Here is a 21,384-nt window from a genome sequence, read left to right on the forward strand (position 1 = left end):
TGTTTAACGTTCAACGAATTCGAGCGTACCAGATTTGGTTCAAAGTTCAACAGTCTGCGCGAGGTCCCCCGGGGACTGCCGTGGCCCGCCGGAGGCATTGCCGCCCCATTGGGCCCGGTGCTACATCAACCACGGCCCCAAGTGCCCGGCGCCACACCCCGGTTGACGCCGATGACGCCCTGGAGAGGACCCGCCGTGCCCTCGACCGAGCCGACCGTCCCCGCCCCGTCCGCCTGGTCCCGCCGGGGGTTTCTCGCCGCCTCCACCGCGGGCGCGCTGAGCCTCTCGCTCCCGCAGGGCCCCGCGTCCGCCGAGGACCCCCGCGCCGCCCTCCTCGCCCGCTGGCGCGAGCTCACCCTCGGCACCGGCTTCGACCCCGCGGCCGCGCCCTACGCCGCCGCCCTCCGCGAGACCGGCACCCTCGCCGCCGCCTTCCACGCGGCCATGCGCCCCACCGGCGCCTCCCTCTGGCCGGACTGCCCCTACGATCCCCCGTCCGGCATCACCCGCAGTTACGGCCGGCTGAACACCATGGCCCAGGCCGTCGCCCAGCCCGGCACCGGCCACACCGGCGACCCGGACCTCGCCACCGCCGTCCTCACCGGCCTCGACCACCTCGACGCCACCGTCTACAACACCTCCACGGACCGGTACGGCAACTGGTGGGAATGGCAGATCGGCGCCCCCAAACTGCTGCTGGACACCGTCGCGCTCGTCGACGACCGGCTCACCGGCCCCCGGCGCGAGCGCTACCTCGCCGCCGTCGACCACTTCGTCCCCGACGCCCTGCTCGGCGACTACACCGGCACCAGCACCGGCGCCAACCGCGTCGACCTGTGCCAGGTCGTCGCCCTGCGCGGCATCCTCGGCCGCGCCCCCGCGAAGATCGCCCTCGCCCGCGACGCCCTGAGCCCCGTCTTCCCGTACGTCACCCGGGGCGACGGCCTCTACGCCGACGGCTCCTTCCTCCAGCACACCTGGGTCCCCTACTCCGGCACCTACGGCGCCGTCCTGCTCGACGGCCTGGGCCGGCTCTTCACGCTCCTGGACGGCTCGCCGTGGGCGGTCACCGACCCCGCCCGGCAGACCGTCTTCGACAGCGTGGAGCACGCCTATGCGCCGCTGCTGCACAACGGGCTGGTCATGGACTGCGTCAACGGCCGTGCCGTCAGCCGCGGTTGGCTGCGCGGCGACGAGCGACGGGTGATGCGCAGCGACCACTTCCACGGCCATGCGCTGATCGCCGCCGTCGCCCTGCTCGCCCGCGCCGCGAGCGCCGCGGAGCGCGAGCGCTGGCACGGCATGATCAAGGGCTGGATCGCCCGGGACCGCACCGTGCCCGTCCTGACCGACCGGCAGTACACGGTCGCCGACCTCGCCCGCCTGGCCGCCGTCGCCCACGGCCCCGCGCCCGCCGCCCCGGAACCCGTCGGCCACCGCCTCTTTCCCGCCATGGACCGCGCGGTGCACCGCCGCCCCGGCTGGGCCGCGGGCCTGGCCATGGCCTCCGACCGGATCACCTACTACGAGAACGGCAACGGCGAAAACCCGCGCGGCTGGCACACCGGCGCCGGAATGCTCTACTGGTGGGGCGCCGACTTCGGCGGCGACCAGTACACCGACGCCTTCTGGCCCACCGTCGACCCCTATCGGCTGCCCGGCACCACCGTCTCCACCAAGCGCCTGGCCGACAACGAGGGCGGCGGCTGGGGCGAGCCCAAACCCGCCGCGCGACGGGTGGGCGGCACCACCGACGGGGAATGGGCCGCCGTCGGACAGGACCTGCGCGGACTGGCCTCCACCCTGGTGGCCAAGAAGTCGTGGTTCTTCCTGGCGGACTGCGTGGTCTGCCTGGGCGCGGGCATCACCGCCCGCGACGGCGTGCCCGCCGAGAGCATCGTCGACAACCGGGCACTGGGGGAGCACGGCACCGCCGCCCTCACCGTCGACGGCATCCCCCAGCCCGGCACCCTGGGGTGCACCACCCGCCACCGGCGGGCCCACTGGGCGCACCTGGCCGGCCACGGCGGCTACGTCTTCCCCGGCGGCGCCGACCTCACCGTCCGCCGCGAGGCCCGCACCGGCTCCTGGCACGACATCAACACCGGCTCCGACCCGGCCCCGCTCACCCGCCGCTATCTCACCCTCTGGCACGACCACGGCACCGACCCCACCGACGCCCGCTACGCCTACCTCCTGATGCCCGGCGCCGCCGCCCGCACCCTCGCCGCCCGCGCCGCCGACCGGCACTGGCTGACCGTGCTCGGCAACGACGCCGCCCGGCAGGCCGTGGCGGTGCACCCGCTCGGCGTAACGGCCGTCACTTTCTGGCAGGCGGGCAGCGCGGGGGCGCTCTCCAGTAGCGGGCCGGCCGCCGTCCTGGTACGCCGACGCGGCCGCACCGCCCGCCTGTGCGCCGCGGCGCCCGACCGCACCGGCGCGGACCTGGAGATCACCTGGTCCGCACCGGTGCGCGCGGTCCTCGGGCACGACCCGTCCGTCGAGATCCTGGGCACCGCGCCCGTCCTCCGCCTGCGCCTGGATCCCGGCACCGCCTGCGCCACCCACACCTGTACGGTCGCCCTCGCCTGACCCCGTACGCCTCGTGATCCGTACAACCGCACCGGCGCGCCGTTTGTCGGCCTCTCACAGTTGCCGCGCCCCCGCGTCACCCGTTCGGCCGCCCGGACGCGCGACGCACACAGCGCGATTCTGTGCTGCCTGCCCACGAAATCGGACTCGACGTTGTACGAAACCAACATCGGTGTCCTGAGGTCCGCACACGTACCGTCGATACATGACCACTGTCGAAGATGCGCCCGCCGGTGCCAACGACGCCCGCGGGCGCGTCGCCGAACTGCACGCCATCCGTGAGCAGGCTCGGCGAGGACCCAGCGAGCGTGCCACCGAAGCCCAGCGTGCAAAGGGCAAGCTGACCGCCCGCGAGCGGATCGACTTGCTGCTGGACGAGGGTTCGTTCAACGAGGTCGAGCCGCTGCGGCGGCACCGGGCGACGGGCTTCGGCCTGGAGGCCAAGAAGCCGTACACCGACGGTGTGGTGACCGGCTGGGGCACCGTCCACGGCCGCACCGTGTTCGTCTACGCCCACGACTTCCGGATCTTCGGCGGCGCGCTCGGCGAAGCGCACGCCACCAAGATCCACAAGATCATGGACATGGCCATCCAGGCCGGTGCCCCGCTGGTCTCGCTCAACGACGGCGCAGGCGCCCGCATCCAGGAGGGCGTCTCCGCGCTCGCCGGCTACGGCGGCATCTTCCAGCGCAACACCAAGGCCAGCGGTGTCATCCCGCAGATAAGCGTCATGCTCGGCCCCTGCGCCGGCGGCGCGGCCTACAGCCCGGCCCTCACGGACTTCGTCTTCATGGTCCGCGAGACCTCGCAGATGTTCATCACCGGCCCCGACGTCGTGCGCGCCGTCACCGGTGAGGAGATCACCCAGAACGGCCTGGGCGGCGCCGACGTCCACGCCGAGACCTCCGGCGTGTGCCACTTCGCGTACGACGACGAGGCCACCTGCCTGGAGGAGGTCCGCTACCTCCTCTCCCTCCTGCCGTCCAACAACCGGGAGAACCCCCCGACCGTGGACTGCGAGGACCCGGCGGACCGCTCCGGCGACGTCCTGCTCGACCTCGTCCCGGCGGACGGCAACCGCCCCTACGACATGCACAAGGTCATCGAGGAGATCGTCGACGACGGCGAGTACCTCGAGGTCCACGAGCGCTGGGCGACCAACATCATCTGCGCGCTGAGCCGTCTCGACGGCCGGGTGGTCGGCATCATCGCCAACCAGCCGCAGTCGCTGGCCGGCGTGCTGGACATCGAGGCCTCCGAGAAGGCGGCCCGCTTCGTCCAGATGTGCGACGCCTTCAACATCCCGATCCTCACCCTCCTCGACGTCCCCGGCTTCCTGCCCGGCGTCGACCAGGAGCACGGCGGCATCATCCGCCACGGCGCCAAGCTGCTGTACGCGTACTGCAACGCCACCGTCCCGCGGATCTCCATCGTGCTGCGCAAGGCCTACGGCGGCGCCTACATCGTCATGGACTCGCAGTCCATCGGCGCCGACCTGACCTACGCCTGGCCCACCAACGAGATCGCGGTGATGGGCGCCGAGGGCGCCGCGGGCGTCATCTTCCGCCGGCAGATCGCCGACGCCGAGGACCCCGACGCGATGCGCGCCCGCATGGTCAAGGAATACAAGTCCGAGCTGATGCACCCGTACTACGCGGCCGAGCGCGGCCTGGTCGACGACGTCATCGACCCCGCCGACACCCGCAAGGTGCTGATCCGCTCCCTGGAGATGCTGCGCACCAAGCACGCGGACCTGCCGGCCCGCAAGCACGGCAACCCGCCCCAGTAGTCGCCGCTCCACCCGTTCACGCCACTCCTTCCGTTACGTCACAGAATCGAGAAGACCGCCGTGACAAGCCCCGTCGACCAGCCCATCCGCGTCGAAAAGGGTCAGGCCAGCGAGGAAGAACTCGCCGCCCTGACCGCCGTCCTGCTGGCGCGTGCCGCGCACCGCCCCTCCGCCGAGTCCCGGCGCCCCCGCCACACGGCGGCACCGTGGCGGCGCCTGGAGCGCCAGGGCGGCTTCCACGCCGCCACCAGCTGGCGCCGGCCCTGACCCCACGTTGTCGGCCGTCCCGCCGTAGGGGTTTGTCGCCGTTGCGCCTGCGGCGGGCATTGCCGCTGGCGCGGGGCTGTTCGGCTGCGGGACCGAGCCTCCGGACTCCGTCCTGCGGCCCGGCCCCTCCCGTTGGGGGTGGGAGAAGACCGGTGGGGGTGCACGTATCGACTACGTGCACCCCCACCGGCCTTTTTACCCCCCCACTCACGGGAGGGGTCGCGCCGCAGGACGAAGTCCGGAGGCGTGGCACCGCACCCGTACAACCCACGCCCGCCGCAGGCGCAACGGCGAGAAGACACCGCGGCGCCGCAGACAAAAACGTGGGAGGCAGCCAACGGCCAAAACGTGGCGTAGGTTCGTACCGAGCCTCCCCCTGACGGTGTTCAGGCAGAGATCCTCATGCTGACATGCGCTCGTCATTCCACTCCTGGTGATTCCGCGAAGCGGGCCCCCAGGACGACCGGAAGGAAGCGCCCATGCTCAGCACCCTCGGTGCTGCCGCCGCCGCATCCCTGCTCCTCGCCGGATCGGCATCCCCCACCCCGTTGGCCCGGCCCGGCGACGAACCGCCGGCCGGCAAGATCACCATAGACGTGGCCACGGTGAACGGTTCCGGGTGCAGACCCGGCAGCGCCGCGGTGGCCATCGCCCCCGACAACACGGCGTTCACCGTCACCTACAGCGAATACCTCGCGCAGGCCGGCGGCGACAGCAAACCCACCGACTCCCGCAAGAACTGCCAGATCGCGCTGAATGTCCATGTTCCGCAGGGCTTCACCTACGCGATCGCCAGAGCCGACTACCGCGGCTACGCCTCGCTTGCCCAGGGCGCCAAGGGAATGGAAGTGGCCGGCTACTACTTCCAGGGCCAGCAGCAGACGGCCCGTAAGAGCCACACCTTCGGCGGTGTCTACGACGCCGACTGGCAGACGTCGGACGAGACCGACGTCGACGCGCTGGTCTACGCCCCGTGCGGCGAGGAGCGCTACTTCAACATCAACACCGAACTGCGGGTGGACGCGGGTTCCCGCAAGGCCGCCGCCACCAGCTTCATGGCGATGGACTCCACCGACGGCAGCATCAACACCCTGTACCACTTCGCGTGGAAGCAGTGCCCCGCGTCCCGTAAGTAGCCCCTGAAGGACGCCGAAGGCCCCCGTACGCCCTTGCCAGGCGTACGGGGGCCCAAGTGGCCGCACAGGGCGCACGGAGAGCCTCACAGGCTCTGCGCCGAGCGCTACCGCAGCCGCGCCATCAGCGCGTGCTCCACGAGCGTGATGAGCGCGCTCTTGGCCTCGCTGCGGTGCCGTGCGTCGGTGCTGATGATCGGAGCGTCCGGGCCGATCTGCAGCGCCTCGCGCACCTCGTCCGGCGTGTAGGGCTGGTGCCCGTCGAAGCCGTTGAGGGCGATGACGAACGGCAGGCCGGAGTTCTCGAAGTAGTCGACCGCGGGGAAGCAGTCGGCCAGGCGGCGGGTGTCCACCAGGACGACGGCGCCGATCGCGCCGCGCACCAGGTCGTCCCACATGAACCAGAAGCGGTCCTGACCGGGCGTACCGAACAGGTACAGGATCAGGTCCTGGTCCAGCGTGATCCGGCCGAAGTCCATCGCCACGGTCGTGGTCGTCTTGTCCGGCGCGTGCGTGAGGTCGTCGATCCCCGCCGAGGCGGAGGTCATCACGGCTTCGGTACGCAGCGGATTGATCTCTGAGACGGCCCCGACGAACGTGGTCTTGCCCACGCCGAAGCCGCCCGCCACCACGATCTTCGCGGAGGTGGTGGAGCGGGCTGCACCGCTAGAGCTTGCGAAGTCCACTGAGCACCCTTTCGAGCAGTGTCACATCTGGCTGTCCGCCGGCGGTCTCGTCCCCGCCGGGCTGGTGAATGGCGACGAGTCCGGCCTCCGCCAGGTCGGCGACGAGGATCCGGGCGACGCCGAGGGGAATGGAGAGCAGGGCCGAGATCTCGGCCACCGATTTGATCTCACGGCAGAGGTGGCAGATGCGTTGGTGCTCCGGCAGCTGGCCCTGCATCCGGGAGGGATCGGCGGTCGTGCTGACCAGCGCCTCGATGGCGAGCTGGTAGCGCGGCCGGGTCCGGCCTCCGGTCATCGCGTACGGGCGCACGAGCGGGTTGTGACTGCCGGTGGGGGCGGGCTCGGGCGCGCGCCGCTGCGGCTGCACCGGCTGGATGCGGGGCGCCTGCGGCTGATCGTACGGCGACGGCTCGTACGGCTGGGAGTCGTACGGCCGCTGCGGCTGCTGGTGCTGCGGCGGCCGCGGCGGTTCGGACCGCTGCGGCCGGCGGCTCGGCGCAGACGGAAAGTTGAAGCGGTTGTTATGGGTCTCGCCACCAGGACCGGGCTCGGGCCCGGAACCGTACGGGTATCCGCTGGGGGGCGTTGCCACGTCTCCTCCTCCAACTTGCCAATCTGACGCCGGTCGCGCCACCGAACCATAAGGCGCGGTGGCGGGAAACGCACTGCCTGTCTGTTAGTTGAGAAGGCTGCCCTGCAGTTCGGCACGCAGATCGGGCGTCAGAACATTGCCCGCGCGGTCGACCAGCAGGGCCATCTCGTAACCGACGAGGCCGATGTCGCACTCGGGGTGCGCGAGTACGGCCAGCGACGATCCGTCCGAGACGGACATGATGAAGAGGAAGCCGCGCTCCATCTCCACCACGGTCTGGTTCACGCTCCCGCCCTCGAAGATGCGGGAGGCGCCGGCCGTCAGCGACGTCAGCCCGGAGGCCACCGCCGCCAGCTGGTCGGCTCTGTCACGAGGGAACCCCTCGGACATGGCGAGGAGGAGTCCGTCCGCGGAGACCACGACCGTGTGGGACACCCCGGGGGTGTTGTCCACGAAGTTGGTGATCAACCAGTTCAGATTCTGCGCCGCCTGGCTCATCGGGCTCACACTAACGCTCCTGATCGTAGGTGCTGCCGGGGCCGAAGCCCTGTCGGTCATTCTGGGGTTCCGCGCCCGCGTTGCGTCCCTGCTGGATGCCACGGCGCAGATTGCTCAGCCGGCCGCGAACGTCCTCCGGGGCGCGGGAGACCTGGGGGCCGCCCTGCGGGGTCTGCTCCGCGGCGCCTTCGACCAGGTTGGCCTTGGGCACCCGCCGGGGGAGACCGGAGGACGTGACCCCACCGGCCGTCGGCCGGCGCAGTCGCTCCGCCCGCTGCCATCGGTCGTCGTTGGAGCTGCGCCAATCGGAGCTGTCCAGGCCGTTGACCGTCGCGCCCCGCTGCTGCGGGGGCGCCACCGGCTCCACGGGCTCCTCCTGCCACTGCTGCTCAGCCTGCTGCTGGGCGTGCGGTGACTGCTGACCATGGCCTCCGCGGCGCGGAAGGCCGGCGTCGGTCAGCGTGGGGGAGTCGCTCGGGGACTGGCCCGGACGCTCGAATGGTACGCGCTCGGACGCATCAGCGGGAGCGGCAGTTGTATTCCGGTCAGATTCCGCTTCGGTTCCGAAGTAGCCGTCGAACGCCGGGCGTTCGGCCCGCTCGGCCGGGGCGAAGGTTTCCTCGGGGGCGTAGGGGTGCTGGCCAGTGGTCTGTGCGGCGCCCGGATCACCGAACGCCGAGCTGCCGTGCGCACGGTCGTCGTAGAGCGGCAGATCGCCTTCCGCATATGCCGCCTGGCCGGAATGCGACGCTTGTTCGCCACGGTCCGAGAAGGCGTCCCCGAGGCCCGAGAAGGTGTCCGCGGGGTCCGGGAAGGCACCCGAGGGCGCGGCGGCCTGCTGCCCGCCGGTCTGCGCCTCCAGCGCCGCCCTGCGCTCCTCGCGCAGCAGCGAACGGCCCACCGGGTCCAGCTCCGGGGCGGCGTCGGGGTGCCCGTAGCCGCCGTCGTCGAAGCCCAGTTCGGCGGCGGTGCGCTGACGGTCCTCGTAGGCGGTGGGCGGCTGCGGCTGCTCGGGAACGATCCGGGAGACCGTGAAGTCGTCCTCGTACTCCTCGCCGCCACCGCCGTGGGTGATCGCCTCCGGCAGCATGACCAGCGAGGTGGTGCCGGCCTGCTCGCCCGAGGGGCGCAGCTGGACGCGGATGCCGTGCCGGTCGGCCAGCCGGCCGACCACGAACAGGCCCATCCGCTGGGAGACCGCCGCATCCACGCTCGGCGGGTTGGCCAGCTTGTGGTTGATGTCCGCGAAGTCCTCGGGGGTCAGCCCGATGCCCTTGTCGTGGATCTCGATCATGACCCGGCCGTCGGGCAGCCGGGTCGCGGCCACCCGCACCTTGGTCTGCGGCGAGGAGAACGTGGTGGCGTTCTCCAGCAGCTCGGAGAGCAGATGCACCAGGTCGGTGACCGCGGTGCCGTGGATCTCGCTCTCGGGGACGCTGGTCAGCTCTATTCGCTCGTACGACTCGACCTCGGAGGTCGCCGCACGCAGCACGTCCACCAGCGGCACCGGCTGGTTCCACCGGGCACCGGGGTTCTCGCCGGCGAGGATCAGGAGGTTCTCGCCGTTACGGCGCATACGCGTGGCGAGGTGGTCGAGCCGGAAGAGGTTCTCCAGCTGGTCGGGGTCCGCCTCGTTGTTCTCCAGGTCCGTGATCAGCGTCAGCTGGCGCTCGATCAGGCCCTGGTTGCGCTGGGAGAGGTTGGTGAAGATCGCATTGACGTTGCCCCGCAGCAGCGCCTGCTCGGCGGCCAGCCGCACGGCCTCGCGGTGCACCTGGTCGAAGGCGCGGGCGACCTCGCCGATCTCGTCCGTGGTGGAGATCGGGATCGGCTGGACACGGGTGTCGACCCGGCCCGGGTCCGTCCGCGAGAGCTGGTCGACCAGCATCGGCAGCCGCTGCTCGGCGACGCTGAAGGCGGCGGTGCGCAGCTGGCGCATGTTGCGGCTCATCCGGCGGGCCATCAGCCCGGCCACGACGAACGCGATGATCAGCGCGGCCAGCACGATGCCGGAGTCGACGAAGGTGGACTGCCGGGCGTCGTCGGCGATCGACGCGGCCTCGTTCACCGCCTTGTCCGCCAGGTCCTTCTCGATGGACCGGTACATGGTGAACTTGCCGGTCGCGGCCGCGAACCAGCTGTCGGACGTGATGCCCTTGGCGGCGAGCGCCTCGGGCGCCGCACCGGAGGCGATGAAGTCGGACATGGTGTCGATGGGCGGCGGCGTACGGAACGGCCGGCCGGCCGCCTTCGCCTGCGCCTTGGCCTGCGCCAGCTGCTGCTGCGCGGTGGCCTTGAGCGCGGCGGCGTCCTTGGTGAGCCGCTCGACGTCCTCGGGCGTGCCGCCGGAGGTGTACTCCTGGATGGCGATGCCCTCCAGGTAGCGGTACGAGGCGAACGAGGTCAGCTGGAGCTTGTGCTCCCGGCCGCCCTGCGGGGTGGCCGGGTCGATCAGCAGGTGGGTGCCGATGGAGCGCTCTAGGGACGCGGCGGCCTTCGCCAGTGCGACGGCGTAGACGGTGCGGCCGTAGGAGGTGATGTTGCCGGTGCCCAGGCCGAGTTCGTTGGCGAACTCCATCAGCGGGTGCTGGATGCCGACGTAGCTCTCCTCGGTCTTCACACCGTGCAGCCGGGAGGTGTAGGCGACCTTGCGCAGCCCGTCCAGCTTCGGCTCGACCTTTTCGAACGCGGCGAGGCGGCGCTTGAGACCGGGCTTGTCCGGCATGGCCTTGGCGGCCTGGTGGAAGGCGTCGGCGGCATCGTCGGTGGCGGTGCGCGCCTCCTCGACGACCGGGTCGTCCTTCTGGCCCTTGAGCAGCGGGGCGGCGGTACGGTCCCGCTCGTCGAGCAGGGCGTTGCTGTAGGAAAGCGCGGCGCGAACGAGCTTCGCGGTGTTCTCCGCGTCCTTGGCTTCCTGCCAGGTGGCGAACGAGCTGTTGACCCGGAGCCCGCCGAAGACCAGGGCGAGCAGCACCGGGATCAGCAGAATGGCGTTCAGCCGGGTGGCCACCCGCCAGTTGCGCGGGGCGTACTTACTGCCGCTGACCGGAGGCTTCGCGACCGTGTTCTCGGACGCATCGGAAGCCGGTACGCCACCACGCGGCGGCGGGGTGAAGTTGCCCCGCCGCGGTTCCGGCGGCTCAGGGCTCGCCTTGCTTCGCCTCACTCGACCAACAACCTCTCGGCGCCGGCACGTACTTGCTGTGCCGTTTCTTCTGGGCGTTACTACTCCGTAGTTCAGCGAATTTCAGCACGTCAGGCCGGTGCCTTCCAAACACTGCGCAAAGAGCGAGAGAGCCCGTGAAAGCCGGAGATAAAAGGGGCGTTAAGGGCGAGCCCCGCCAAATGGCGGGCCCGTTGTACGCATAGCGAAGCCGCACAAACGCGAGGGGTGTCGAACGCCCCGCGATTCACTGTCGAAACGTTATGAAGCACAATCGGTGGCGTGTCGAAGGACACAGATCCATTCACGCACGCCGGGAACCGGGCCGCCCCGCCCTCAGCGGAGACCGCCCGGATTGCCGCGCCGCCCGGCTACTGGAGCCGGGCCATCAGAGCGTGCTCGACCAGCGTGATGAGCGCGCTCTTGGCCTCGCTGCGGTGCCGCGCGTCGGTGATGATGATCGGCGTCCTGGGACCGATCTGCAGTGCCTCGCGCACCTCGTCCGGCGTGTAGGGCTGGTGCCCGTCGAAGCCGTTGAGGGCGACGACGAACGGCAGCCCGGAGTTCTCGAAGTAGTCCACGGCGGGGAAGCAGTCGGCCAGGCGGCGGGTGTCCACCAGGACGACGGCGCCGATCGCGCCGCGCACCAGGTCGTCCCACATGAACCAGAAGCGGTCCTGACCGGGCGTACCGAACAGGTACAGGATCAGGTCCTGGTCCAGCGTGATCCGGCCGAAGTCCATCGCCACGGTCGTCGTGGTCTTGTCCTGGACATGGGACAGATCGTCGATGCCCGCCGACGCGGAGGTCATCACGGCCTCCGTGCGCAGCGGATTGATCTCCGAAACGGCTCCGACGAACGTGGTCTTGCCCACGCCGAAGCCGCCCGCCACCACGATCTTCGCCGAGGTCGTGGCGCGGGCGCCGCTCTGTGCGAAGCCCTGCTCAGAGCTTGCGAAGTCCACTGAGCACCCTCTCCAGCAGGGTCACGTCCGGCGTGCCACCTGCTTCACCGCTGCCGCCGGGCTGATGGATGGCCACCATCCCCGCCTCCGCCAGGTCCGCCACCAGGATCCGCGCCACACCCAGCGGGATGTGCAGCAGCGCCGAGACCTCCGCCACCGACTTCACCTCGCGGCACAGCGTGCAGATGCGCTGGTGCTCGGGCAGCAGACCGGGCAGCTGGGCCGGGTCGGCGGTCGTGCTCACCAGCGCCTCTATGGCGAGCTGGTAACGCGGCCGGGTCCGGCCTCCGGTCATCGCGTAAGGGCGCACCAGCGGCTGGTCACCTTCGGCCCCGTACGGCGCTTGGCTGTAGGCGCCGTACGGGCCGGAAGAGGCGGGTGGCGGGGTCATGTAGGTCCTCCGAGGCGGACAACAACTGACGTGTCGTCGGGTCGGGCCGGTGGGGGGTGCGGCACTGGCGGATGGGTCGCGCACTCCCGGACGCTGCGGACGCCCGGGTGCGGCGAGTACTAGTTCAGCAGGCTGCCTTGCAATTCGGCACGCAGATCGGGCGTGAGCACCGTGCCCGCGCGGTCGACCAGCAGGGCCATCTCGTAGCCGACCAGGCCGATGTCGCACTCGGGGTGCGCCAGTACGGCCAGACACGAGCCGTCCGAGACGGACATGATGAAGAGGAAGCCGCGCTCCATCTCCACCACGGTCTGATTGACCGTGCCGCCCTCGAAGATCCGGGACGCCCCGGAGGTCAGCGAGGTCAGGCCGGAGGCCACCGCCGCCAGCTGGTCGGCACGGTCGCGCGGGAAGCCCTCGGACATCGCGAGGAGCAGCCCGTCCGCGGAGACCACCACCGTGTGGGACACCCCGGGGGTGTTGTCCACGAAGTTGGTGATCAACCAGTTCAGGTTCTGCGCCGCCTGGCTCATCGGACTCAACTAACGCTCCTGCTGGTGAGTGGGGTCGACAATGCCGTGGTTGCCGGTGGAGGAGGTTCCTCCAGCCTGCCGGCCCTGCTGGATACCCCGGCGGAGATTGGTCAGCCGCCCGCGCACGTCACTGGGCGCACGCGAAACCTGCGGACCGGTCTGCGGGGCGGGCTGCTGCTGGGCGGTGCCCGCGACGAGATTGGCGCGCGGGACCCGGCGCGGCAGTCCGGAGGTGGTCAGCCCGCCGGCGGCCGGCTGGCGGATCTGCTCCGCCTGGCGCCAGGTGTCGTCGTTGGGCGTACTGCGCCACTGACCGGTCTCCTCCGGCGCGGCCTCACGGCGCGGCGCCGGCGCGTTCTGCGGTTCGGCCGCACCGCCGGACCGCGGCGGCACCCCGGCCGCGGCGGACGCCGGGTGGCTGAACCAGTTCGACTCGATGGTGTCGAAGATCGGCGTACGGCCGTCACCGGGACCCGCGTCGCCCGCGCCGAGCGCATCGCGGTCCTGCGGCTGCTGCACCGGGTGCCGACCGGTCTCGTACGGATCCGCGTCGGCGTCCGCACGGGCCGGCTCGCGACGGCCCGCACCGGTCCCGGCGCGGCCGTCGGGCCGCGGGAACTGCCCGGTCGTCTCGTACTGGCCGGTCTCGTACTGCCCGGTCTCGTACTGGTCGGTCGTGTCGGACCGGCCGGTCTCGTACTGGCCCGTCGTCTCGTACTGCCCCGTCTCGAACGGGTCCGTCCCGCGCTCGCCGGGACCGCCGGCCGCACCGGCACCCGCCGGCTCCCGGTCGCCGCCCGGCAGCGCGAAGCCGCCGGTGTCACGGGGCTCGGGCCGGGCGAACGCCGTGGTGTCGGCCGGGCCGCGGCCGCCCTGGCCACCGTCCGCGCCGGGCGGCGGGCCGTTGAAGTCCGGGCGGGCGAAGGCCGCGGTGTCACCGGGGCCCCCGGTGGGCGCGGGCCGCTCGAAGCTGCCGGTGGTCTCCGGCTCCTCGTGGCCGCGCGGCCGGTCCTGGGCCTCGCGGGGAGCCAGCGGCCAGTCGTCGTCGGCGCCGCGCTCACGGCGCGCGCCCCAGCTCGTACCGCCGCTCTGCGGGCCGCCCTGACCGCCCTGGCCGCCGGAGCCGCCGGGCAGTTCGGCCGCCGGGCCGCGCGGCGGCAGCTGCGGCCGCTCCTCGCGCCGCGGCGCACCGGTCGGCGGCGCCACGCTCGACATGCCCTCGTCCGCGCCACGGGTGGGCAGCGAGGGACGGCCGGCCTCGGGCGCACCGGGACCCGTACGGCGGGCCGCGGCCGCGCCGCCGAAGGCGCCCGCCGCACCACCGCCGCGACCGGGCAGCGCGGGGCGCCCGGCAGCGGGGCCCGCACCGACCTGGCCGCGCGGCTGGAGCCCGGCGAGCCTGCTGGCGGGCGCGCCGCCGCCTTCGCCGCCGCCGCTCTTGGCATTGCTCGGCGCCGGCTTCTTGCCGCCCTGCGCCACATCGACGGGGAGCATGACCAGCGCCGTGGTGCCGCCGGAGTCGGAGGGCCGCAGCTGGATACGGATGCCGTGCCGCAGCGACAGGCGGCCGACCACGAACAGACCCATCCGCCGGGACACCGAGACGTCCACGGTCGGCGGGCTGGCCAGCCGCTCGTTGATCGCCGAGAGGTCCTCGGGCGACAGGCCGATACCGGTGTCGTGGATCTCGACCAGGACGCGGCCGTCGGGCAGCGCATGGCCGGTGACCTTCACCTTGGTCTGCGGCGAGGAGAACGAGGTGGCGTTCTCCAGCAGCTCGGCGAGCAGGTGGACGAGGTCGTTGACGACCCGGCCGGCGACCTCGGTCTGCGGGACGGCGTTGAGCTCGATCCGCTCGTACTGCTCCACCTCGGACGCGGCGGCACGCAGGACATCGACCAGCGGCACCGGCCGCGTCCACCGGCGCCCCGGCTCCTCACCGGCGAGGACCAGGAGGTTCTCGCCGTTACGGCGCATACGGGTGGCGAGGTGGTCGAGCTTGAAGAGCGAGGAGAGCTGGTCGGGGTCGGCCTCGCGGGACTCCAGTTCGGAGATCAGCGAGAGCTGACGCTGAATCAGACCCTGGGAGCGGCGCGAGAGGTTGGTGAACATCGCGTTGACGTTGCCCCGCAGCAGCGCCTGCTCGGAGGCGAGGCGGACCGCCTCGCGGTGGACGTCGTCGAACGCCGCGGCCACCTGGCCGATCTCGTCCCGGCTGTGCACACCGACCGACTCGACGGAGGTGTCCACGTCCTGCGGGTCTGCCTCGGACAGCTGCTTGACCAGCTCGGGCAGCCGGTCCTGGGCGACCCGCTGCGCGGTGTCCTGGAGGCGGTGCAGCGAGCGGACCATGGACCGGGCCACGACGAACGCGCCGATCAGCGAGACACCGAGGACCAGCAGGATCAGCGCACCGTTGAGGATCGCTTCCTGGGTGGCCTCGTCGCGCAGCTCGCGGGCCTTCTGGTCCATCTCCGACAGCAGCGTGGTCTCGATCCGCGACATCTCGGCGATCTTGACCGAGTCGGTGTCGTACCAGTCGAGGTACTTGAACTCCTGGCTGCGGATGCCGTCGGCGCTGGCGAAGGCGCGGTGCGCGAAGTTGCCCGCGGCCTTGATCTGGTCGTTGTTGCCGTCCAGACCGCGGGTGAGGGCCTCGGCGTTGTTGGGGTAGATCTGGGTGAAGCGGTCGCGTGCCGCGCTCTCGTCCAGCTCGGCGGTGTGGCCGGCCAGCCGGTCGTTGGCCGACAGCTGGGCGCCGCCCGGGTGCGCGAGGCCCGCACTGATCAGGGCGCGCTGCATCGAGGCGAATTCCTTGGCGGACGAGAAGGCCGCCAGGGCACGGGTGGAGCGGATCATCTCCGGGTTGCTGGTCGCCTGCGCCATGTCCTGGGAGAGCGACAGCAGGGAGTCGATCAGCTGGTTGTACCGCGAGACCGTGCGCGCCGCGTTGTTGTCGTCCTTGTAAGCGTTGGCGCGGATCTCGTTGAGGTCGGTCAGCTGGCGCCCGATCTCCAGAACGGTCGCCCGCACACCGGTCATCGTGGCGTCGTCGGCCTTGATGTCCCCGGTGGCCTGACTGAACGACAGCTTGGCGCGGTCGGTCGCCTCGCGCGGCGCGACGACGTTGGCGTCGTCCTTGACGTTGCCGCTGCCGGCCAGCGGACCGGCCGACTTGTCGCGCTCCACCTGGAGGGCGTCGGCGAGCTCGGTCGCCTGCCGCGTCATCTCCGTGAGCAGCTGCATCTTGTCGAGCTGGTCGATGTTGTCCAGCGAGTTGTCGATGCGCAGCGCGCCCAGCGTGGTCGCGGCGACCACCGGAAGCGCCAGCAGGGAGACCAGACGGGTGCTGATGCGCCAGTTGCGCAGCGATATTCGGCTGCCGGGACCCACCGGTCCCTTCTTGTTCGGCGCGGCCGGCTTGCCTCCGTCGGCGTCACCGGTCGCCCGGCCGCTGCGGTCGGACGGCGCACCGTTGCTCTGGGCAGGCTGGGGCGAGGAGGCGCCGGTCCCGCCGCGCAGCTCCGGCTCCGCCGCAGCTTCCCCTTGCCCTTGACGGGTCTGGGGAGACCCCATGCCATCCCTCTTGAAACGTCCCTGCACTAGCGTCGCAACCTCTGGACCAGGCGTCCCTCCGCGTCAACGGCGGGACGGTGTCGAGTCGTAGGGGTCCGCAAGTCCCCCATGGCGGTCGTGAGTGACCGGCGGGCTGCCCTCTCTGGCCGAGAGAGCGGCACCACCGCGCGGCGCTACGTTGCGCCCCAGCGCGCCGGCTGAAACGTGCGGCGGTCCGTGGAATTCCAGCACAGTGCCGGATCTCCAACAAGAGCGGAACCGACGGTCGTGACATGGGTGACGCACCGTGCGGCACGCGTGACGACCCGTAGAGAATTCCGTCCGCAATAACGGACTTTTGGCGGCGAATCGCCCGGCCCGGCTCCCTGTCCCAGGTGCGGTGATCGGGAGCGGAACATGCGCTTCAATCCGTCAATGTCCGATTCGCCCCGAGATAGTGATCATGAGAATTGCGGCATTTGTCCAACACCTCGTGAGCAAACTCACAGGAAGATCGTCGACTTGTCCAGCACTTCGCAGGGAATGGCGCGCATAGCCTGACGCTTTACACGGGTGCCCCGGGCGACAAGCGCGTCCGGGGCACCTTCAAGGCAGCAACGGCAAGGCGGGCGGGGGCAACCCCTTTCCCTTGTCCTCCACACAATGATCACAACACCGACGATCACCGACGCGAGGCGTGAAGCAGTGAAGGCAGCACAGTCGACGATGATGTTCCGCAACATAGCCAACCCGCGGCGCACCACCCTGGCGCACCTCGAGGACGCCGAGGAACTGGCCCCCGCCGACGCCCCGGAGCACACCGTCGACCTGCCCACGCAGACGGCCAACCCCCGCCGCACGATCCTCATGGACGCCCCCGCGGCGCACGCCCCGCAAGACACCCAGGACGTACCGGCCTAATACGCCTGCGGGCCCGCCGCCGCCCCGCGATAGCCTGGAGTGTCAACTCCGGCCAGTGATCAATTGAGGGGCAGCGGCAACCCGTGCGCATCGCCAGATTCTCCATCGACGGCACCGTCGGCTTCGGCGTGGTCGAGGGCGACGAACTCGACGTCATCAAGGGGCACCCCTTCGCCGCATTCGAGCGCTCGGGCCAAAAGGTTCCCCTGGACAAGATCCGGCTCCTGCCGCCGACCCTGCCCAACAAGGTCGTCGCGATCGGCCGCAACTACGCCGAACACGCCGCCGAGCTGGGCAACGAGGTCCCCGAGGCCCCGGTGACGTTCTTCAAGCCGTCCACCTCCGTGATCGGCCCCGGCGACCCCATCGCCTACCCCTCCTTCTCCCAGGAGGTGCACCACGAGGCGGAGCTCGCCGTCGTCATCGGCCGCATGTGCCGCGAGGTGCCCCGCGAGCGGGTCAAGGACGTCATCCTCGGCTACACCTGCGCCAACGACATCACCGCGCGGGACGTCCAGCAGCGCGAGAAGCAGTGGGCCCGGGCCAAGGGCTTCGACGGCTCCTGCCCCCTCGGCCCCTGGATCGAGACCGAACTCGACCCCGGCGATCTGACCATCCAGTGCACCGTCAACGGCGAACAGCGCCAGCTCGGCCGCACCAGCCAGATGGTCCGGCCCATCGAGGACCTGATCGTGCACATCACCGAGGCCATGACGCTGCTGCCCGGCGACGTCGTCCTCACGGGCACCCCGGCCGGGGTCGGCCCCCTCAACGTCGGCGACGAGGTCGCCGTCACCATCTCAGGCATCGGCACTCTCACCAACAAGGTGATCAAGCGTGGCTAACGCGACCCCCGTCCGCGTCCGTTTCTGTCCCTCCCCGACCGGCAACCCCCACGTGGGTCTGGTCCGTACCGCCCTGTTCAACTGGGCCTACGCCCGGCACACCGGCGGCAGCCTGGTCTTCCGGATCGAGGACACCGACGCGGCCCGTGATTCCGAGGAGTCCTACCAGCAGCTGCTGGACTCCTTCCACTGGCTCGGCTTCGACTGGGACGAGGGCCCCGAGGTCGGCGGCCCGCACGCCCCCTACCGCCAGTCCCAGCGGATGGACCGCTACCAGGACATCGCCGCCAAGCTGCTGGCCGGCGGGTACGCGTACCCCTGCTACTGCACCACCGAAGAGCTCGACGAGCGCCGCGAGGCCGCCCGCAAGGCCGGCCGGCCCTCCGGCTACGACGGCACCTGCCGCGAGCTGACCGACGAGCAGAAGGCCGCCTACGAGGCCGAGGGCCGCACCTCGATCGTCCGCTTCCGCATGCCCGACGAGCCGATCACCTTCACCGACCTCGTCCGCGGCGAGCTGACCTTCACCCCCGACAACGTCCCGGACTACGGCATCGTCCGCGCCAACGGCGCCCCGCTGTACACCCTGGTCAACCCCGTCGACGACGCCCTGATGGGCATCACCCACGTCCTGCGCGGCGAGGACCTGCTCTCCTCCACCCCCCGCCAGATCGCGCTCTACAAGGCCCTGATCGACCTCGGCATCGCCTCCGCGATCCCGGCCTTCGGCCACCTGCCCTACGTCATGGGCGAGGGCAACAAGAAGCTCTCCAAGCGCGACCCGCAGGCCAGCCTCAACCTCTACCGCGAGCGCGGCTTCCTCCCCGAGGGCCTGCTCAACTACCTCTCCCTGCTCGGCTGGTCCTTCTCCGCGGACGAGGACATCTTCACGATCCCCGAGCTGATCGAGAAGTTCGACATCGCCGACGTCAACGCCAACCCGGCCCGCTTCGACCTGAAGAAGGCCGAGGCGATCAACGCCGAGCACATCCGGCGGCTGGACGTCAAGGACTTCATCGCGGCCTGCGAGCCCTGGCTGACGGCCCCGTTCGCCAACTGGGAGCCCGAGGACTTCGACCGCGCCGCCTGGGAGGCGATCGCCCCGCACGCCCAGACCCGCCTCACCGTCCTCTCCGACATCACCGCCAACGTCGACTTCCTCTTCCGCAAGGAGCCCGTCGAGGACGAGCCCTCCTGGACCAAGGCCATGAAGGGCGACCCGGCCGCCCTCCTGACCACCGCCCGCGCCAACCTCCTCGCCGCCGACTGGACCGGCGGCCCCGAGCCCCTCAAGGCCGCCGTCCTGGCCGCCGGCGAGGAACACGGCCTCAAGCTCGGCAAGGCCCAGGCCCCCGTCCGCGTAGCCGTCACCGGCCGCACCGTCGGTCTCCCCCTCTTCGAGTCCCTGGAGATCCTCGGCAAGGACCGCACCATCGCCCGCATCGACGCGGCGCTGGCGAAGCTGGCGGGCTGATCCCGTACGAGTGCTCAGGGCCCGGAAGCCGGTACGGCTTCCGGGCCCTCGGTGTATCCAGGAGCGGACGACAACCTGAAGGGTGGGGACAATGACCGTGACAGAGGCAGAGGCAAGAGAAGGGCTGACCATGACCGCGCTCGCCGGCCGGCCGCACATGCTGCCGAGCCAATTCGAAGAACTAGCTCGTCTCGCTGCCCGCATCGGTGACGGGCTGCATCTGGAATTCATCGATGAAAGGCTGGGGATCAAGGCTGTGCCGGACGGCGACCACGACGAGATCGTCGCGTGGCTTCAGCAGGTGTGCATGCAGCACCGTCCTGAGCTGCACCTCTACGGCGAGCGGGGCCTCCTGATCCCGGCGTACCGAAAGGGCTATGCCAGGCCCGACGCAACGCTTGCGCCGAGAGGCTCCTTTTCGGGCCAGGGGGAGTGGGCCGCTTCCGAACCAGTCCTGATGACGGTCGAGGTCACCTCCCACGATGGCGACACCGATCGCCGTGACCGCCAGCAGAAGCCCCGCGCCTACGCGGAGGCCGGTATTCCGGTCTACCTGCTGATCGACCGCGACACGTGCGAGGTCACCGTCTTCTCGAAGCCTGACGGCGATCACTACGACCAGGCCGTCACGGTGCGGTTCGGCACGCCGGTCGAGATCCCGGCGCCCGTCGGCCTCAAGCTCGACACCGAGCCGCTGAAGGACTGGGTGAACTGAGCCCCCATGCCCCTCCGCGCCGTCCTCTGGGACCTCGACGACACCCTCTTCGACTACACGGGATCGGACCGCGCCGGCGTCCTGCGGCACCTCGAAGCGGAAGGGCTGACGGCGGCCTACGGCGGCGAGGAGGCCGCGCTGGCGCGGTGGCAGGCCGCCATGGAGCGTGCGTTCGCCCGGTTCCTCGCCGGTGAGCTGGAATTTCTGGAGCACCGCAGGGAGCGGGCCCGGACGTTTCTGGGCGTGCCGCTCTCCGACGACGAGGCGGACGCCTGGTTCGGGCGGTACGTGGCGCACTACGAAGCGTCCTGGGTGCTCTTCCCGGACTCCGCGCCCGCCCTGGAGGCGCTCGCGCCGCTGGCACGGCAGGCCGTGCTGTCCAACTCCGGGACCGCCAGCCAGGAGCGCAAGCTGCGCGCCCTGGGGATCCGCGGATACTTCGAGGCGGTGCTGTGCTCCGACGAGCTGGGGCACGCCAAACCCGAGCCGGAGGCGTTCGCGGCCGCCTGTGACGCGCTCGGTCTGCCGCCCGAGGAGGTGGTCTACGTCGGCGACCGGCTCGACATCGACGCGCTGGGCGCCCGGGACGCCGGTCTGACCGGCGTCTGGCTGGACCGCAACGGCGGCGGGGAGGAGCCGCCGCCGGGCGTACGGCGCATCCGGAGCCTGGCGGAGCTGCCCGAGCTGTTGCGCGGCGTTATCGGTTTTGGTGCGCCGTCCGCGATCAGGTAATGTTCTTCCTGCGCCGCCCGAGAGAGCCGAAAGGCCCGGCCGGGAAGCGCGAGTCAAATACGGCCCCCATCACCGGGGGTTGCATTTTGATGGCCTATGGTGTAATTGGCAGCACGACTGATTCTGGTTCAGTTAGTCTAGGTTCGAGTCCTGGTAGGCCAGCTCGCAGAGCTCATCTGCAAAGCCCCCGTTGTGTAGCGGCCTAGCACGCCGCCCTCTCAAGGCGGTAGCGCCGGTTCGAATCCGGTCGGGGGTACAGATCCTTTCACTCCGTTTCCTTCGGGTCGCTCCCGGATGCGACGATGTTGAGGATCGCTAGGGCCCCCGTTGTGTAGCGGCCTAGCACGCCGCCCTCTCAAGGCGGTAGCGCCGGTTCGAATCCGGTCGGGGGTACTGGTCTAAACCACCATGGGCTATGGTGTAATTGGCAGCACGAGTGATTCTGGTTCATTTAGTCTAGGTTCGAGTCCTGGTAGCCCAGCGCAGCATGTCCTTCGCGACAGGCTCACCTGCAGACGAGAATCTCAACTGCA

Annotated in this window: 17 protein-coding genes and 4 tRNA genes; 13 read left to right on the plus strand and 8 right to left on the minus strand. The window is 70.7% G+C overall.

From position 1 onward, the window contains the following. Nucleotides 1-195 precede the first annotated feature (195 nt). From B1H19_RS28330 to B1H19_RS28345, 4 genes are all read left to right on the plus strand, one after another. A complete protein-coding gene (locus B1H19_RS28330; RefSeq protein ID WP_237289537.1) occupies nucleotides 196-2,592 on the plus strand; it encodes a polysaccharide lyase 8 family protein in 2,397 nt (798 codons plus the stop codon). A gap of 205 nt (nucleotides 2,593-2,797) precedes the next feature. Then, nucleotides 2,798-4,381, plus strand: a complete 1,584-nt coding sequence (locus tag B1H19_RS28335) for an acyl-CoA carboxylase subunit beta (protein ID WP_030064044.1) — start codon at nucleotides 2,798-2,800, stop codon at nucleotides 4,379-4,381. A 60-nt stretch (nucleotides 4,382-4,441) separates the two neighbouring features. Continuing rightward, nucleotides 4,442-4,648, plus strand: a complete 207-nt coding sequence (locus B1H19_RS28340) for an acyl-CoA carboxylase epsilon subunit (protein ID WP_083107570.1) — start codon at nucleotides 4,442-4,444, stop codon at nucleotides 4,646-4,648. Nucleotides 4,649-5,127: 479 nt separating this feature from the next. Next, on the plus strand, nucleotides 5,128-5,784 hold the full coding sequence (locus B1H19_RS28345) for a DUF4360 domain-containing protein (protein WP_083107571.1): 657 nt from the start codon (nucleotides 5,128-5,130) through the stop codon (nucleotides 5,782-5,784). A 104-nt stretch (nucleotides 5,785-5,888) separates the two neighbouring features. Here B1H19_RS28345 and B1H19_RS28350 read toward each other — a convergent pair whose 3' ends face one another. From B1H19_RS28350 to B1H19_RS28385, 8 genes are all read right to left on the minus strand, one after another. Next, on the minus strand, nucleotides 5,889-6,467 hold the full coding sequence (locus tag B1H19_RS28350; RefSeq protein WP_078970339.1) for a GTP-binding protein: 579 nt from the start codon (nucleotides 6,465-6,467) through the stop codon (nucleotides 5,889-5,891). Continuing rightward, the gene (locus B1H19_RS28355) at nucleotides 6,448-7,059 is read right to left on the minus strand and encodes a DUF742 domain-containing protein (RefSeq protein WP_083107572.1); all 612 of its coding nucleotides are present in this window, start codon (nucleotides 7,057-7,059) and stop codon (nucleotides 6,448-6,450) included. Before B1H19_RS28355 ends, B1H19_RS28350 begins: the two co-directional genes overlap by 20 nt. Before the next feature lie 84 nt (nucleotides 7,060-7,143). Beyond that, entirely contained in the window at nucleotides 7,144-7,557 is a 414-nt protein-coding gene (locus B1H19_RS28360; RefSeq protein ID WP_044368295.1) for a roadblock/LC7 domain-containing protein, read from the minus strand. 10 nt (nucleotides 7,558-7,567) lie between these two features. Beyond that, nucleotides 7,568-10,723 (minus strand): sensor histidine kinase, encoded by a 3,156-nt coding sequence (locus B1H19_RS28365; protein ID WP_083107573.1) that lies wholly within the window; start codon nucleotides 10,721-10,723, stop codon nucleotides 7,568-7,570. A 368-nt stretch (nucleotides 10,724-11,091) separates the two neighbouring features. Next, entirely contained in the window at nucleotides 11,092-11,685 is a 594-nt protein-coding gene (locus B1H19_RS28370) for a GTP-binding protein (protein ID WP_083107574.1), read from the minus strand. Continuing rightward, nucleotides 11,666-12,076, minus strand: a complete 411-nt coding sequence (locus tag B1H19_RS28375; protein WP_083107575.1) for a DUF742 domain-containing protein — start codon at nucleotides 12,074-12,076, stop codon at nucleotides 11,666-11,668. Before B1H19_RS28375 ends, B1H19_RS28370 begins: the two co-directional genes overlap by 20 nt. A gap of 119 nt (nucleotides 12,077-12,195) precedes the next feature. Further along, entirely contained in the window at nucleotides 12,196-12,609 is a 414-nt protein-coding gene (locus B1H19_RS28380) for a roadblock/LC7 domain-containing protein (protein WP_044367888.1), read from the minus strand. 9 nt (nucleotides 12,610-12,618) lie between these two features. Then, a complete protein-coding gene (locus B1H19_RS28385) occupies nucleotides 12,619-16,212 on the minus strand; it encodes a sensor histidine kinase (protein WP_083107576.1) in 3,594 nt (1,197 codons plus the stop codon). A gap of 681 nt (nucleotides 16,213-16,893) precedes the next feature. On the opposite strand from B1H19_RS28385, the gene B1H19_RS28390 reads away from it, so the two are divergent. From B1H19_RS28390 to B1H19_RS28430, 9 genes are all read left to right on the plus strand, one after another. Further along, on the plus strand, nucleotides 16,894-17,085 hold the full coding sequence (locus tag B1H19_RS28390) for a hypothetical protein (protein ID WP_083109921.1): 192 nt from the start codon (nucleotides 16,894-16,896) through the stop codon (nucleotides 17,083-17,085). A gap of 83 nt (nucleotides 17,086-17,168) precedes the next feature. After that, nucleotides 17,169-17,930 (plus strand): fumarylacetoacetate hydrolase family protein, encoded by a 762-nt coding sequence (locus B1H19_RS28395; protein ID WP_030071787.1) that lies wholly within the window; start codon nucleotides 17,169-17,171, stop codon nucleotides 17,928-17,930. Beyond that, on the plus strand, nucleotides 17,923-19,404 hold the full coding sequence (gltX, locus tag B1H19_RS28400; RefSeq protein WP_083107577.1) for a glutamate--tRNA ligase: 1,482 nt from the start codon (nucleotides 17,923-17,925) through the stop codon (nucleotides 19,402-19,404). Before B1H19_RS28395 ends, gltX begins: the two co-directional genes overlap by 8 nt. Nucleotides 19,405-19,534: 130 nt before the next feature. Further along, entirely contained in the window at nucleotides 19,535-20,119 is a 585-nt protein-coding gene (locus B1H19_RS28405) for a Uma2 family endonuclease (RefSeq protein ID WP_083107578.1), read from the plus strand. A gap of 6 nt (nucleotides 20,120-20,125) precedes the next feature. After that, nucleotides 20,126-20,851 carry an HAD family hydrolase gene (locus B1H19_RS28410; RefSeq protein WP_083107579.1) on the plus strand — a complete coding sequence of 242 codons (726 nt, stop codon included), beginning with the start codon at nucleotides 20,126-20,128 and terminating at the stop codon, nucleotides 20,849-20,851. Nucleotides 20,852-20,941: 90 nt separating this feature from the next. Then, nucleotides 20,942-21,013: transfer RNA gene (locus B1H19_RS28415), tRNA-Gln, on the plus strand. A 21-nt stretch (nucleotides 21,014-21,034) separates the two neighbouring features. Continuing rightward, nucleotides 21,035-21,107, plus strand: a tRNA-Glu gene (locus tag B1H19_RS28420). A gap of 64 nt (nucleotides 21,108-21,171) precedes the next feature. Beyond that, nucleotides 21,172-21,244, plus strand: a tRNA-Glu gene (locus B1H19_RS28425). 16 nt (nucleotides 21,245-21,260) lie between these two features. Next, a tRNA-Gln gene (locus tag B1H19_RS28430) sits at nucleotides 21,261-21,332 on the plus strand. Nucleotides 21,333-21,384: the final 52 nt, after the last annotated feature.

The sequence above is a fragment of the Streptomyces gilvosporeus genome (genome assembly GCF_002082195.1).
Taxonomy (GTDB): domain Bacteria; phylum Actinomycetota; class Actinomycetes; order Streptomycetales; family Streptomycetaceae; genus Streptomyces; species Streptomyces gilvosporeus.